The sequence below is a fragment of the Leptospira haakeii genome, from assembly GCF_002812045.1.
Taxonomy (GTDB): domain Bacteria; phylum Spirochaetota; class Leptospiria; order Leptospirales; family Leptospiraceae; genus Leptospira_B; species Leptospira_B haakeii.
This window is the reverse complement of record NZ_NPEG01000012.1, coordinates 79662-95028: the sequence shown is the minus strand read 5'-3', so window position 1 is coordinate 95028 and position 15367 is coordinate 79662. Positions and strand designations below refer to the sequence as shown.

General features: G+C 39.4%; 15 protein-coding genes and 1 pseudogene. 7 read left to right on the top strand and 9 right to left on the bottom strand.

Annotation, left to right across the window (positions count from 1 at the left end; translation table 11 throughout):
* Positions 1-12 precede the first annotated feature (12 nt).
* A complete protein-coding gene (locus tag CH377_RS15825; protein ID WP_100724723.1) occupies positions 13-723 on the top strand; it encodes an LIC_11490 family protein in 711 nt (236 codons plus the stop codon).
* A gap of 23 nt (positions 724-746) precedes the next feature.
* Here the strand turns inward: CH377_RS15825 and lmtA are convergent, their stop codons facing one another.
* The 7 genes from lmtA to CH377_RS15790 form a co-directional block, all read right to left on the bottom strand.
* Positions 747-1505: a lipid A Kdo2 1-phosphate O-methyltransferase gene (gene lmtA / locus CH377_RS15820; RefSeq protein ID WP_100724722.1), complete on the bottom strand. Its 759-nt coding sequence runs from the start codon at positions 1503-1505 to the stop codon at positions 747-749.
* A 78-nt stretch (positions 1506-1583) separates the two neighbouring features.
* A complete protein-coding gene (locus CH377_RS15815; protein ID WP_100724721.1) occupies positions 1584-2585 on the bottom strand; it encodes a DUF4340 domain-containing protein in 1002 nt (333 codons plus the stop codon).
* Positions 2585-4255, bottom strand: coding sequence for a GldG family protein (locus tag CH377_RS15810; RefSeq protein WP_100724720.1), 1671 nt, complete (start codon positions 4253-4255; stop codon positions 2585-2587). Before CH377_RS15810 ends, CH377_RS15815 begins: the two co-directional genes overlap by 1 nt.
* Positions 4252-4998, bottom strand: a complete 747-nt coding sequence (locus CH377_RS15805; RefSeq protein ID WP_100724719.1) for an ABC transporter permease subunit — start codon at positions 4996-4998, stop codon at positions 4252-4254. The genes CH377_RS15810 and CH377_RS15805 overlap by 4 nt, the downstream gene beginning before the upstream one ends.
* 3 nt (positions 4999-5001) lie before the next feature.
* Positions 5002-5913, bottom strand: a complete 912-nt coding sequence (locus tag CH377_RS15800; protein WP_100724718.1) for an ABC transporter ATP-binding protein — start codon at positions 5911-5913, stop codon at positions 5002-5004.
* Positions 5914-5964: 51 nt separating this feature from the next.
* A complete protein-coding gene (locus tag CH377_RS15795; protein WP_100707228.1) occupies positions 5965-6267 on the bottom strand; it encodes an STAS domain-containing protein in 303 nt (100 codons plus the stop codon).
* Between the two features lie 98 nt (positions 6268-6365).
* Positions 6366-7151, bottom strand: coding sequence for a class I SAM-dependent DNA methyltransferase (locus CH377_RS15790; RefSeq protein WP_100724755.1), 786 nt, complete (start codon positions 7149-7151; stop codon positions 6366-6368).
* Between the two features lie 59 nt (positions 7152-7210).
* Between CH377_RS15790 and CH377_RS19985 the strand changes: the two are divergent.
* From CH377_RS19985 to CH377_RS15770, 5 genes and pseudogenes are all read left to right on the top strand, one after another.
* Positions 7211-8584: pseudogene (locus tag CH377_RS19985) on the top strand (SpiroCoCo family coiled-coil protein); the annotation flags it as partial.
* 39 nt (positions 8585-8623) lie between these two features.
* Complete coding sequence (locus tag CH377_RS19980) at positions 8624-10792, top strand: SpiroCoCo family coiled-coil protein (protein ID WP_425268733.1); 2169 nt, start codon at positions 8624-8626, stop codon at positions 10790-10792.
* 237 nt (positions 10793-11029) lie between these two features.
* On the top strand, positions 11030-11263 hold the full coding sequence (locus CH377_RS15780; RefSeq protein ID WP_010515511.1) for a hypothetical protein: 234 nt from the start codon (positions 11030-11032) through the stop codon (positions 11261-11263).
* A gap of 7 nt (positions 11264-11270) precedes the next feature.
* Positions 11271-12026 (top strand): type I methionyl aminopeptidase, encoded by a 756-nt coding sequence (gene map / locus CH377_RS15775; protein ID WP_100709689.1) that lies wholly within the window; start codon positions 11271-11273, stop codon positions 12024-12026.
* A 13-nt stretch (positions 12027-12039) separates the two neighbouring features.
* Complete coding sequence (locus CH377_RS15770) at positions 12040-12963, top strand: DUF350 domain-containing protein (protein WP_100724716.1); 924 nt, start codon at positions 12040-12042, stop codon at positions 12961-12963.
* 2 nt (positions 12964-12965) lie between these two features.
* On the opposite strand, the gene CH377_RS15765 is transcribed toward CH377_RS15770, so the two are convergent.
* Positions 12966-13328, bottom strand: coding sequence for an LIC_11502 family protein (locus CH377_RS15765; RefSeq protein WP_100724715.1), 363 nt, complete (start codon positions 13326-13328; stop codon positions 12966-12968).
* A 16-nt stretch (positions 13329-13344) separates the two neighbouring features.
* Here CH377_RS15765 and queG point away from each other — a divergent pair, with 16 nt between their 5' ends.
* Positions 13345-14274 (top strand): tRNA epoxyqueuosine(34) reductase QueG, encoded by a 930-nt coding sequence (gene queG / locus CH377_RS15760; protein ID WP_100724714.1) that lies wholly within the window; start codon positions 13345-13347, stop codon positions 14272-14274.
* A 43-nt stretch (positions 14275-14317) separates the two neighbouring features.
* On the opposite strand, the gene CH377_RS15755 is transcribed toward queG, so the two are convergent.
* Positions 14318-15367 carry an LIC11966 family surface protein gene (locus CH377_RS15755; RefSeq protein WP_100724713.1) on the bottom strand — a complete coding sequence of 350 codons (1050 nt, stop codon included), beginning with the start codon at positions 15365-15367 and terminating at the stop codon, positions 14318-14320.

The following is a 15367-nucleotide window of genomic DNA, read 5'->3' as shown; positions in this document are numbered from 1 at the left end:
TAGATACATATAATGATGCTCTATATTGCCTTAGCACTCATTTTAGTAGGAATCCTCTGCTTTATTTATGTTTCCTTTCAGCCAAATTCTAAAAAAGACTTTGGTGTCCGTTCAGGAAACCTGCCTCCAGCTAGAGAGAAAAAAATTTCCCCGGATACTTTAGCTTCTCTTAAAAAACAGGGACGTTCTGAAATTTATTCCCAAATGGATCAGGCTTTCGCAGAAGAAAGAAAGATCCGCCCTCTATCCGAAAGGCAAAGAATGGAATCCCAAAGATCCGAGCCTGAGGTTTCGGAAGAGGAAGAATTTGGAACTGAGACTTGGGATGAAACAAAAAGGGGAGAAATTTTAGAAATGGTAACTGAGCCTGAACGCACCCAACCTAGAATCCCTAAGGAAGAAGAATGGTCCATGGAAGGAATACTGTTCTTAGATCTTTCCGGAAGATTACCTTACGAAGCGCTCCAAGAGAAGATCCGTCCTGAAACTTTAAAAGGTTTTAGAAGAATGGGAAAGGGGAGTATTAGAGAGATCCCAGGTGGATTCAGTTTCCAAGCTAGAAATTCGGAATTTAGTTATAAACTGAATGAAGTGGAGAAGATCGTTTTTTACGACCAAGGTTTTGCACTACTTCCTCTGAAAAGGGAATACCCGACCCCGATCTTTTTGACCAAGGACGGGGAGAAGTTCAAATCTTATCTGGAATATACTTCGAACGTTTGAGAAGATAAGAAGAAGGCCGAAAATTAACGGCCTTCTACCACTAACCACTTGGTGGTTTTTACTATAACTCTAACGATTGTATAGAATGCAGCGCCGATTCCGAATGCCCAGATCTGTGGCTCAGTAATCACCGCCCAAGGTTCTTTCCAATCCCCGAATCCGATCTTGAAACTCGCCGCGTAATCAAATACTACGAAGATCACTAAGATACCGAATAGGCTTGGATATTCTCTTTTTAAGATATTTCGGAAAGAAAAACCGAGTTTAGGTTTTACATAACCTGAAAATTTAGGAATGAATGCAGGGATTTTGTCTGCCCAGTTTAGATAGTCCTGACCGAACTTATCTCTTAAGAATTTTTCTTCTGCGAACATTATTCTTTCGTAATAGAATCCAAAAAATAACGCAAATACCAGAAGTAAAGGTACATCTCTGAAATACAGAACAGGCCCTAAATACATTAGGAAATTTCCGAGATAAAGTGGATGGCGAACTAAGGAATAAATTCCCTCTTGGTTGACTACATCAGCCACTTGTTCTTTTGTATTTCTGCCGGAAGTGCGGGCAGGAGCGTAGCCTATCACAAAACAGCGGACTGCTAAGCCGAGTAAGCTTACTAGAAAGCAAGCACCGGCGTAGTATAAGTTGATTTCGTAAGAATCTTCTAAAAATTCGAACTTGCTTAAGGAGTATAGACAAAGAAGAAGAATAAATCCTGGTATATAAGATCTCCAGCGAAATAGAAAATTCCCCTGCTGATCCAATTCTTCAATTAATGCCATACAAATTCCTTATGGGTTGTGGTATTAAGGAAGGAAACTTTTATCCCCTCGGAGTGTCAACCATTGATTCTAAGCCCTTCAGGGGGAAGGAAAGCTGTTAGAAAAGTCTGCAAGATCCTTTTGTAGAATCCTTTCCAGGTTCCAGGGATCCAAAACCAATCTGTAACTTAGGCCCTCTCTCTGGAAAACATAACTTCCTAACTTGGTCATTCCGATTGGAGAAACTAGATAACGATCCGTACTCGTAATGATCTCTATTTTAAAATTTCTATCTTTTGGGACCGAAGAAAGTTCTTCCGACTTTTCCAAAAGAACTTCGTCTGCACTTAGTTTTTTAATCTCTTCCAAATAGTTTTCTACTTCTTCAGAAGAAGCGATTATCTGGCCGCCGGAAGTTTCTAAGATCCAATTTTCACCTTGTTTACTTAAGTTAAAATTTATGGAAGAAAGTCCGGAGATTTTTATCTCGGAAACTTTTTCTCTGGAAGGGAAGGGCGGAACCAAAGATCTGCTTAGGAAGAAATCCAGTTTGCCTCCACCTGTGACAGATTTTAAATTTTCTTTAACTAACCAGATCTGATTTTTTTCATCCAGGATATAAGATCCTTTCCCTTTTCTGACGGGTGCTCCTATTAGGATTTTTCCGAGAGAATTTCCAGAAACGGTTTTTAGTTCTAATACGGGCTCATCTCCTCCTAATCCGAATTCTTCTTTAGAAACTGAATTAGATTCTGAGAGCAGGGTGAATTTACGTAAATTTAAACAGGTTTGGATCAATTCTTCAATTCTGGCAGAATCACCTGGTAGCACCAACCCCGAAGGCAACTGAACTGTCCATCCATCCAGATTCCTGTTCAGGATACTTTCTTGTCCCTTACGACCGCTGATAATCGTTTGGATCTCTTCCGATTTGGTTTTATAGAAACTTTCGGAATTTTGATAAGTATTTTTAAACCAATCCCAGGGATCTTTTGCGATTAAAAGTAAAAAGGCTAAAACTATATTTCCAAAGAATAATAGGATTTGCGGATATTCTTTATATGTTCTGCGGAGAAGGTCCGAATATTTTAAAAAATCCATTATCCGTTCCTTCTTTTCAGTCTACGGAAAGCATAAAGAGCTAATAAACCAGGAACCAAAAATAAATGAAATAAGCTGATCGACGTTTCTAGCAAGAATGGTAAGGGTTTTAATTTTAAAACTGCCGACTGTTTGGAACGGACTTCTAAAAGATCCGTTTCTCCTTTAAGTATATCAATCGAATTTAACAAAAAAGGAATATTGGAGTTTTTCAGGATTTCTGAAAATTCAGGAAATGCCAGAAGATCGGAAACTAAATAGGGAGAACCGAATACTAAAATTTTTCCTGTTTTTACGAGATTATTCTCTCTAGTTGTGTCTATGGATTTAGGATTTTGTTTGGAATCCGAAAAATAAGAACTAAATTTTCCTTCCGCATAAACTCCTAATACAAAAGGTCCACCATTTGTTTGGATCGGAGTAGAAAAAATTTGTTTTTCTCCCAAGGAAACCGGTTCCGTTCTGGATTCGGCATCTGTTCCACTTTTTGCTAATATAGTAAATTTTACTTCTTTCTGTTTTTCCTGAAGAATATTCAGACTAGAAGACCAAGGGACCAAAAGGCTTTCCTGATTTTTTGTAAATGGGCTATTTGGATCTAAAGTTTTTGATTTTTGGTCCGGAACAATCCAAGGTGGATAAGGATATTTTCCTAAAACTCCAGGTTCAATTTCTATCACAGAACCCATTGGTAGAGAATGATCCGGTTCTAAAACAATATCATAGTTGATTCGAATTCCATAATGTTCTAAAAAGCGGACTATTTCTTCCGAGTCAGGATTTTTTTGAGCAAGGCCTGCTCCTAAATCTCCGGAAAGAAGTCCGAAACTACCTCTTTCAGAGTTTGTTTTGAACTCCATTGCTTTCGCTAGGAGGATAAAACTTCCTCCTTCTATAATGAACTTGTCTAATTTACGTTCTGTGTTTTTAGAAAGAGTTCCCCCACCAATCCAAAGTATTACTTCGGTTTCCGGAGGAAGATCTTCAGTTTCCAGATCCAATTCTAAAATCGGACCATATTCTCCTCTCAGAACCCTTCTTGCGAAAATTTCTATCCTATCTTTAGGAGAACCTTGTTCTTGGAAGGAAAGATTTCCGGGAGATTTTAAAAGAACAATTCCTGAGTCCTTGTCCTGTCTCTGCATTTTTCGGATAGAATTTAATATCTGGTATTCCAAATCTTCCGTGAAGAATGCAAAAGATAAAACCTCCGTTTTATGACCCAGGGTCAGAACGATTCCCATAAACGCCTGTTTGACTGAGGCAGAATCCCTAGAAGTTTGTTGTAGGATTTGAGGCTCTAAACCAAGCTCCATTGCTTTTCTATTATCTTCTTCCGAAGCGGAAGGGTCATAGAATCTCAGAGAAACATTTTCTTTCCCTATCTTAGAGATCTCTTTTAATAGTTCTTTGCTAAGTTCCGCTCTTGCTTTATATTCTCCCGGGATCTCTGAAGAATAAAAAGCATCTATATACAATGGATCATCTAGTTCTTTTAATACTTTTATAGTGCTGGAAGTGATCTGGAATCTTCCAGATCTAGAAAGATCAGCTTTGCATGGAATTGTGGAGAAGATTCCGTTTAGCAGAACAAAGAGTAGAATCCCATTCGCGAGCCCGAACCAAGGAGATTTGGAAATTTCTAATAGAGGTCGGAATAATTCTCTCATGGATAATTTCTCCTGAGAAAAAAAACGTTCCCGGCTAAATTTGCTGAGATAAAACTCAAAAAGTAAAATGTATCGGAAAGATCCAATATCCCCAAACGAAATGACTCGAAATGGGAAGACAGAGCGAATAAATACGCGAATGCGGAAGGGCCACCCCCGAAAAATTTCAGGACCGGTTGAGTTCCTAATAGAAAAAAGAAAAGGCAAACAAGAACCGTAAGAATATAGGAACTGATCTGGTCTCTTCCAAAAGAAGAAAGGAAGATCCCGAGGCTTATATAGGCTCCGCCGAGTAACAGGCAGCCTGCATATCCTGCAAATACGATCCCTAAATCTAGATCACCAAATGCCCAGATAAAAAATGGGATCGAAACACTTAAACAAACTGTAAATCCCAAGAATGCCCAAGCGGCCAAAAACTTTGCAGCGACAATTTCGAATTTGGAGATGGGCAAAGTGAATAAGATCTCTAAACTTCCGGATCTTTTTTCTTCGGACCAAAGCCTCATTGTGATCGCAGGAACAAATACAACGAATAAAAGGGGAGTCCATACGAAGTATTCTTCCATACCTGCAACTTTTCTGTCCCAGAAGGAACCTTCTCCCAAACCGTAAAAGAATAAGAAGGAAGATAAGAATAAGTAAAGGATAGAGAAAACGTAACCAATTGGAGTATTAAAATAACTGGCCCATTCTTTCTTAAAAACAGCAACGAGTCCTGGAGGTAAGGTGAGAAGTTTCATATTTTAGCCGGAAACCAGGTCCTGAAAGACCGACTCTAAAGATTTTTGGGAAATCTTATATTCTAAAATCGGAAATGATTCTTTTCTGATGATCTCGAAAATTTCCTCAGGTTTGAGGGAGGAAGATTCTAATCTGAACTTAGTGTATTCACCTTCTTTTTCGGAAGAGAAGATTTGTATATTCTTGCCTTCTAACATTTTTTCCAAGATGTCTTTACTTATTTTAGCTGTTAGAAGAACTGAATCAGATCTTTTGAATTCTGAAACAGGAAGATCGGCAACCAAGTTCCCTTTATGTAGGACCAAAGCATGATCGCAGGTCTCTTCTACTTCTGAAAGTATATGAGTGGATAATAATACTATTCTATCTTTTCCTAAATTTCGGAGTACATCTCTAAAATGAGAAATTTGTATCGGGTCTAAACCTGAGCTAGGTTCATCTAAAACGATCCAATCCGGATCATGAAGTAATGCTCCTGCTAATGCCAATCTTTGTCTTGTACCTTTGGACAAAATTCCCGCTAAAGAAAAAGTCTGGGATCTTAGATCACAAATATCTAATACTTCTTTTTTTCTTTTTTTGAAGAAGGATATTTCCATCCCTCTAACATTTCCTATAAAGTCCAGATATTCCCCCACAGTCATATCCGGATAGATCGCGGAAGATTCAGGGAGATAACCTAATCTTTGTTTTATAATTTGTGGATCTTTTTCCAAAGAGATTCCGTCTAGCAATACGGATCCTTTATCAGGCTGTACAAATCCTGTAAGTATTCTGAGTGCAGTAGTTTTACCCGCACCATTAGGCCCAAGTAAACCTGTGATCCTATTTTTTGGAATGGAGAAATTTAGATTCGAAATTGCGACCTTTCCGAAATAGGATTTAGAAAGATCGGATACCTGGAGAGAGGCCACGAAAGTTATTCTTTCGGGCCTTAAAGCCTATGCAACTTTTTTTCCCGGGATTTATGCTTTGATGCGCAGCATTGTATCCACTTTGAACTTACGAAGTACATCCATTAGAGTAGGCTGAAGATTCACCACCTCTAATTTTACTCCGAAATGATCCAAAAGGTTTCTAAGAGTGAGTAGTTTTGCAACACCGCTGGAAGTAATTTTTTTAGTTGGGGTCATGTCCAAGGTTAGGTTTTGGATATGTGCCCTGGAAGCCTGCTCCGAAATCTCATCAAAGACTTTTTCGTATCCGTCCAGAAGTTGATTTTCGAAACGAACGATTCCGTGTTTATTTTGTATCGTTAATTTGGCCATAGGTAACAGCTTGTTTAATAGGATAGACTCCTAAAACTAGAGCATCCCAACAATAAAACAGAGTAGGAACTCAAAGTCCTATTATCCAAACAAGCGGCTTAAATTTTTCGGCACATAAAATTCCAGTAATTCGCCTTGGGAAAAATTTCCCAGGCCTCATAATCGGAGCCAATTCCTCGGATTTCAAGACCTGAATTTTGTAGTAGCTTCGACCAAGTATCAAGCGGATAGGCTCTGTGAAAATGTTCCTCTAACTCGAAAATTCCAGGTCCTGAAAATTCCAGGCTGGTCTTTAAAACGGAAGTTTCCGGATCAAATTCATTCTTCCAGACAAGTTTTGTCTGCCCATGGGTCTCTTTCAGGACCTTATTCTGAAAATTTTTTCGAAAATTTTCGGAGGTGCTTACATCGAAAAAGAAGACCCCATTCCTCTCTAAAACTCCCGAAACTTGGGCAAATACCTGGGAGAGTTCCTTTTCACTTTGGAAATAGTTCAGAGTATCATGTACTGAGAAAATCAGATCGAAAGATTTGTTTAATTTGGGGAAAGAGAGAAGGTCTCCTAATTTACGGACCCCTCTAATCTGCTGAGAATCGGCGATTTGAAGCATTTCAGGAGAATTATCGATTCCCCAAAGTTCTGTGGAAGGAGGTAGAAATTTCCAAATTTTGCATGTGCCACACCCAAGATCTAATGCGATTTTTGGGTGGATTTTTTGGGTTCCGATCTGGTAAGATTCCAAAATCATCTTAGCCCAGTCACGATAAGGTGCCCTTTTCATGACCCCGTCGTAAATGCCCGCAAACGCCGTATACGGCCTTTTTTTGGGGATTGGAGAAATAATTCTTGATTTATTCCCCTGCTCGCGAGTATTCCTATCCATTTGATGCGACATAATTCTTTGAAGAGTTTTCTTCATCGAATCTTCGTGAAACTCTAAGTATGGGCCTAGAACTTCTTTTACCCTTTTTAGCCAGTGTAGGCATTACTATCCTTCTTCGCAGGATGGACAAGTCGAATTATAAGCTCAGCCAGATCAAAAGATATACTGGCAAACTCCAGGAAGAATTACAAGAAATCGCCCTGGAAAAAATCCAATCCGTAAAAGATTCAGGAATAGAACTGGAGATCAGTTTAAAACAAACCAGAAAACTTGCGGAAGAGGTAAGAGGCCTTAACGAAGAGTCCAGGCAATTACTGGATACGATTCGTTCCAACCGGGACTTTTTAAACGCCGTTACATTAGATCTTAAAGAAGTAGTTCATCTTTCCTCAGATATTCGCCAAGAATCCCAGTCCATCCAAGACGGATTACAAAGATTGGAGCTTGGCAAAAAAGAAGTGTATGGGATCGGAAATCGTATCCAAGAACTTCGTTCTGAAGCAGAAGTTTTACTCGAAGCATTCCAAGAAAAACTTAATTTCCGTTCTGATGATATTCTACAGTCACTTGCTTCTAAAATTGTAGAGCTCGAAGGTTTATTAGAAGTTAAAGCGGATCGTATCGAATCCGGTTTGGAAGAATTGGGAGAAGCTTTCCGCCAAAGATTAGAAGCACAGACCAAGTCATTATATCATGAGACCGTAGGCAAAGTTGATAACGCTCGAGAAGAAGTTCAGTCTCTTCTTGAATCCGTAAAAGTTAAAGAAGAAGATTTAGATGCCAGAACGGATCGTATGCAGACTGCATTCTTATCCGTGTCCGAAAAAATTGATCGTTTAGAAACTAGAGTGGATGAGAAGGCCGAGCTTGCAGATCGTAAGTTAGAAGAGACCTTCTCCCGTAATGAATCAGTTATTCGTCAAAAATACGATCAAGTATTAGAACAAGTAGTTCATTCTAAAGAAGCATTCTTAAACGGAGTTCGTATAGAGATTGAGGCAATCCGTAAAGAAATAGAAGGAATGAGTTTAGAAACTCTGACTAGACGCGACGAGATCTTAAACGAAACTAGGCGCCAAGCAGAAGGGATCAACGATTCCATCAATATCTTCCAAGAAAAATATTTGGAAGCTGAGAACAAACTACTCAAACAAGCAGATTCCCGCAAAGCGGATCTGATGCGTCAGATAGATTCCTTCGAAGACGAATTCAATCGTATTTCCAGCAGTTTAAGAATAGAAGCAGAAGATTTGAGAAAAGAAATTCTTTCCGGACTAAAAGAATTCCATTCTGCTCTAGAATCTTCTCGTTCCGAAGAAGAAAGAAAATCCAAACTTAAACTAGACCAAATCAGAGAGTCTTTGGAAGAAGAACTAAAAGTTCTTCAATCTTCTCAGGCGGAAAAATTCCGCGCAGACTGGGAAACTATTAAAGAAAATGTTAAGGATTATTCTTCTCAAATTTCCACTCGAATGAAAGAGATAGACGGTTCTATAAAAGATCTAAAAGTTTCTTTGGAAGAAGAAGTTGGTGCATTACATGCTTCTCACTCGGATCGTTTCCGTTCCGAATGGGATTCTATTATAGAGAACGTAAAAATTTTCGACGTCCAGGTTTCTACCCGGATGAAAGAAATGGATTCTTATGTAAAAGATATCCGTGAAGCTCTTGAAGGAACAGCCGGAGATATTTTAGCCGAGGCCGAATCCAAGGTAAGCGAGATTGGACTCTCTATCGAAGACGAGTTCCGTAAAATGGACAGAAGATTCGAACACTTCTCCCGTTCCTGGGAAGAAGATGTACAATCCCAGAAAAATCATACCATGGATGCAATTCGTGGATTGGAAGAAAGACTGGGACAGATCCATTTTAAAGGTGCAGAATATCTGGAAGAATTCTCCAAATCTTATGCGGAACAAAAAGATAAGATCGAGGAATTCGTATCTAAATACAAGGCGAACTTCCAAAAAGAGGGTGATGAGGTCAGAGACGAACTTGTTTCTCGTTTTAAAGATCTAAAAGCCGACGCAATTACAAGTGTAGAGAACGTAAAAGTAGAATATTCTGCTGCGGGGGAAAGATTCGAAAACCTTCTGCGCAAGAATGAAAAACTTCTCGAAATGCAAGCGGAGAAGATCCGCACTTCCACCGAATCCCAATTGGAAAAAGCGGGAGAGCAGGCAAGAGTTGTTCTAGACAAATTAAAAGAATCAGGCCAAGATTTCTTCGAAAGACAGGAAGAAAAAATAGATCGTCTGAACGATACGATCGATTCCAAGATCAACAGACAATTGTCTGCGCTCTTGGACAAAGGCCAGATCCAACTAGGCCAATTGGAAGAAAGGATCGCAAAACATTTAGCCGATGTAAAACGACATTTGGAAGAAGCTTTAGATTCTGGTATCAAAGAAAGCGAAGGCCAGATGAAAGAATTCCAAAATCAGGTAAAATATTTACTGAAAGAAACCGAAGAATCTTCGGAGGAATTCCTAAAAACCGGAAGAGAAGAATTCCAGAAGGCGCAAAAAGAATATCGTATCCTTCAAGTCGATCTTCGCAAAGATCTATCAGAGATCCAAGATGCAAAACGTTCTCTATTCTCCGAGTTGGAAGAAGAAGCGGAAAAACTCCGTTCTTCTGTGGATGAGATCTCGGAAAGAATATTGGATGCAGAAAAACGTTCTGCACTCTTCTTAGATGTAAAAGAAATTATAGAACGTTCCGAAAACTTTGTCTCCGAGATGAAAGACGCTCTGGAAGATGCAAACCAGACGGAAAAAACATATGAGGATCTGGACCAAAACTTAGTCCGGATCAAAAAAGTACAAGAAGATCTGGAAACCCGTATTTCTCGGGCGGAAGAGAGAAGTTCGGAAATTCTTTCCATAGAAGAAAAAGCGGAAGTCTTAAAAGAAGAATTCGAAAGGATCATGGAAGAATCTTCTCATTGGAACGACACTCATCGTAAATTGGTCGAGGCAGGAGAGAGGGCATTTGAAATGGAGTCCCGCTTCCTGGATCTAGAAGATCGTCTCGGCCGAGTAGTATCAGTTAGAGAAGAGATCAAATCATTAGACCAAGATAGCCAAGGTCATAAAGAGAATTCATTCAAGTTGGCTCAAAAGATACGTGAGATGGAAAAAGAAATCTCCGTAATAGAAGCTAGAGAAAGAGAAGTCGCAGAAACTCTTAAGAAAACCGATGATAGACTCGAGACTCTTGCTGGTAGAAAAGAAGAGATACTTTCTGTCGAAGCTAAGTTTGATAAGATAGAAGACCTAATGTCGGAGTTAGGGGAGCGCCATAAACAGATCAGCACTCTTCAACAAAGATTAGATGATATGAAAGAAGGTGCTCTATCCGTTAAGGACGACCTAGAAGGTCTGCTCTCGGAAGCAGAAGACACTTTCGAAAAACTTTCTACATTCATGGACGTGGTGCAAACCAATATGTCTAAGACCGGAGGGGGAAAATCCGGTAAGACTCAAGGCCAAGATCCCTTAGTAGCTAGAAAGAAAGCAACAGTGTTGAATTTATTTCATAATTTCCATTGGCAACCAGAGACAATCGCTGAAAAATTAGGGCTCGAAACTTCTTTGGTCCAAACTATTATTCAAAACGAGACGGTGAAAAAGGGATGATTTTTTTCTTGACCCCAATGTTTTTCCCCAATATGTCTCGTTCCCACTTGTATTATACGACATGCAAAAAATTTCATAGGGAGAACCTTTCGTTTTTAATAAAAAACTGAAATTGTAGGGTAGCGTTCCGAAAATGATTCCTTTTTTGGAGGCATCTGGAAACGTATCAAAGTAAATTTGACACGTTCCGGAAAAGTCTCGGGATGAAATAAGGAGAAGCTCCCAAAGCTCGTTCGTATGGTACAAAAAAAGAAAACTACTGTTAAGAGGAAGAATTCCATGGCTCAAAGCGCTGAAAAGGATACCCTCATCGTCGCAAGCAAGGTAAAAGCTTATATCAAATCTAAAGGCTTTATGACTTCCGGAGACGCGGTCGATGGCTTGAATGAAAAGTTATACGGACTGATCGACGATGCTTTAAAACGTACCGAGGCGAACAAACGCACTACGGTTAGACCAACCGACTTCTAATCCATTCTTGATCTACATCAAGAACAAGACTGAAATCGAGAAAATGAGGGCGGCGGGCAAATTAGCCGCCGCGCTTCTGGACTATATATCCGGGTTCATTCAGCCCGGTATTAGTACCCTTGCGATCAATGATCTCTGCGAAGAGTTCACTAAGAAGAATGGAGGCAAGTCGGCTCCTCTCGGTTATAAGGGTTTTCCGAAATCAGTATGTACTTCTATCAACGAAGTCGTTTGCCACGGCATTCCAAAGGCAATTGATGTCTTGAAAGAAGGAGATATCGTTAACGTAGACGTTACTCCTATCGTAGATGGATATCATGGAGATAGTTCTCGTACTTTTATCGTAGGCGGCAAAACTTCTCCTGAAGTGGAACGTCTTGTTAAAGACGCAGAACGTGCCATGTGGATTGGAATAGAGCAGGTCAAACCTGGAAATCGTGTAAGCGATATCGCTAATGCGATCGATGATTATCTAACTCCGAAAGGATATGGGATCGTTAAAGATCTAATGGGCCACGGAATAGGAAGAGGTTTCCATGAAGAACCTCAAATCCCTCATTACCGTTCCGGCCGTAAACTAGCCAAACTTGAACCTGGAATGACATTCACTATAGAACCGATGGTGAATTTAGGGACCTGGGAAGTGATCTTTTCTAAAAAGGATGGATGGACTGTGACCACAAGGGACGGAAAATGGTCCGCTCAGTTCGAACATACCATTCTAGTCACTGAAAAAGGCTATGAAATTTTAACCCAAGCATAGTAATCTGTCGTGCATGGATTTCGTTTGGAAATATATTTCTTTACTAGGTAAGGATCTCGCCTTTTTCGTTTTAGGCTTTTTAGTCTTTTACATCGGTAAAAAACTTAAGGACTGGACGGAACCTCGCAAGTTAGACGAGGAATTAGTAAAATCCGATAATAGCGCCCTCGCATTGAGCTTATCCGGTTATTATATCGGGGTAATTATATTATTTATCACTATAGTTTCCCATCCTGGAGAAAAAGGAGACTTGTTAGGGGATCTTTTCCAGGTGTCATCATTTTCTATCTTAGGAGTGATACTTCTTCTTCTTTCCCAAAAGATCAACGACGGATTGATACTCGGCGGGATTGATGCAATCGAAGAGATCTATGAAAAAAGAAACTTAGCTGTCGCTGCCGTTTTATTCGGAGGAACGATCGCGAGTTCCTTCTTCATCGCAGCTGCATTGAATGGAGATATAGGAGAGAAAGTTTTCCCGCAAGGATTAGGAATAGCAGTCTCTCCTCTTATCGAAAAAACGATCATAGGGTCTATCATCTCCGTGATTTTCTTTTCTGTGGGACAGATCGGAATGATCTTATTCTCAATTTATTATAAACTTTGGGTCCCTTATAAACTTAGATTAGAGTTGGAAGAAAAGCAGAACCTGGCTGCAGGAACTGCGTTTGCAGGAGCATTACTCGCGATCGGAATCTTGCTAACCAGAGCATTGTTTAGAGAATTTGAATCCTTATACCAGACAGGGATCTTACTACTTTTAGATCTGGGGCTTGCATTTATAATCATTCCTATTTTACATTTTTTTGCGGACTGGGTAGTATTACCTGGCTCCACGCTAAAGGAAGAAATAGAAAGAGATCAAAATTTCGGGGCTGGGCTTTTAGAAGCGGTGGTACTCGTGTCCTTCTCCGCCATTATATTTTTTGCAGTCTGAAATTAGAATAAGTCTTTAGAAGAGTATAATTTCCATTCCAGATGATATACTTTTTTGATCCCGAAGTCGCAAGCTGCTTGTAAAATCATTTTTTCATCTGATTCTTGAGATAGGATTGAATAAGCATCAGTAAGATCTGAAACGATCTCGGCAAAGATATATTTATGAGTAGGCAAGAAGGGGGAAAGTCCTCTTTCATCAAAACCTCGGAGTGCTCCTAAAAGTCCTGCGAGTAAAATTCTACCCAAGGGTCTTGTTCTTTCTTTAGGAAGATCTAAGCCTGCTTCTTTTGCCGCGGTTAGAAGTTCCTGGAGTGGAATTCCTCCTGATAGGGAATATAAGGATGTTTCTTCTCCTTCCTGCATAAAGAAAGAATAAGATATGCTTCTCGAAAGTAAAGAACTTCTGAATGAACTAAAAGGTATCGCAGAGACGAATGGGTTCCAATTATTCGGAGTTGGTCCTGCGTCCGTTCCGTCCGAGGACAAAGAAAATATTCTTCACTGGGTTTCCGAAGGTCGTCACGGAAATATGGAGTGGTATCCCAAAAACATGAACCTTCGACTAGAGCTGGAAGGTCTTGGGTTTAAACCGGAATCGGTAATTGCTCTAGGCGCATTATATAATGATCCTGAATATGAAAACTTGGATCTACCATATCGATTTTCTAGATATGCGATGGGAGAAGATTATCATTCCGTTCTCCGCAAAAAAGCATCCGGCTTATTAGAATTTTTAAAGAAGAAGTTTCCGAATCAAAAATTCAGACAAGGAGTGGACTCTCTTCCTGTTCCTGAAAAAATTTTGGCGAGAGAAGCGGGGCTTGGCTGGATCGGTAAAAATACGAATTTGATCCATGAAGAATACGGGTCCTTCTTTTTTATTAGTTTAATTTTTACGGATCTTCCTTTAACTTTTGTTTCCGTAAAAGCAAAGGACAGATGTGGGACTTGCACTGCTTGTATAGATTCTTGTCCAACCAAAGCATTGGAACCTTACAAAATTGATGCTCGAAAATGTATCTCCTATAAAACGATAGAAGATAGATCTGAGAATGTAGACTCATTACATGGCTGGGTGTACGGATGCGATATCTGCCAGGAAATCTGTCCTTGGAATGGGGTCAAAGCCCGCAAGAAAGGTTGGAAAACGGAGATCGGAGAATTTAAGATCCGAGATCTATTCAGAAAAGAAAATCTTTCGAATCTGGACGAGAAAGAATTTAAAACTTATTTTCAGGATTCAGCGGTGAACAGGATATCGTATTTTCAACTTAAACGAAACTTGAAAGTGGTAAGAAGAGAAAAATAGAAATTCTTTTCTCTTCCCCCACAATTTAAATTATAGGACCTAATTACTTTTTAGGAACGTGTTTAGATAAGAAGTTTTTATTGGACTTATTCCATTGTTCGATCAATACTCCACGCTGCTTATTTAAGGTTTGGTTTATTTTATTATAAGTAGGGACTAACGAGTTTACTTCACCCAAAAGTTTATTATGTGTGTCCACATCCTCTTGAGTGCGATCTTTCGGTTCTTTTTCGTTAAATTTCTTTTTGTAAGCTTCGAAACGAGATTCTTTCATATGAAATTCGATTAGAGTAGGGATCTGATCTTTTGCTTCCATCTTATAGAAGTTTAGATTGTTCTTGCAAGCTTGGATCAAGGATGGATCTCCATCATAAGGGACTACCTTATCCAATAATTTAAGACCTTCTTCTGCATACTTTAAGAGTGTTTCTCTACTTTGTTCGATAGCCTTTACGTCCTGATCCTTGAGAGCTTGTAATAGATAATATTCTTGTTTATAAGGTTTGAAATCGATTAAATAGATTTCATCTTTATAACTCATTACCTCTCCCGATTTTTTCAATAGTTGGCTCATTCTATCTTTACTTTCGTAAAGAGTAATATCGTTATCCTTTGCAAAAACTTTTTGTTCTTTTCCGAATTTCTCGGCTGCTTCGTGTAATTTTTCACCAGCTTTTTTCTCTGCGAGCATATAGGCTTCCATCGCATCGTAGGACTGTTCTGCCGCTTCTTTTAGGTCGACTAACTTTCCGTAATCTTCTCTCAAAACGGTATAATATACATTCAGATATTTGATGACTGCGTCTTTTAGGTCGGAATTTCCATCATACTTTGTAGCCTGGTTCGCATTCAATAGAGCCTTTTCTACTGAGGTAATAATAGCTGCTCTTTTGGCTTCCTTGTCTTGTTTGCTATTGCTATGTGCCAAAGCTTGGATGTATGATAAACGATCTGCCGATATTTTATCTAACGGGTCGGTCAGTTCGTTTAGATATTTTAAAGCCTCTGCTGAACTTTTTGCTATTAGATTTGTCGCAAAGGAAAAAACCAGTAAAGTTACTAGGATTCTCCATACCATTGCTTTATGTTTCAT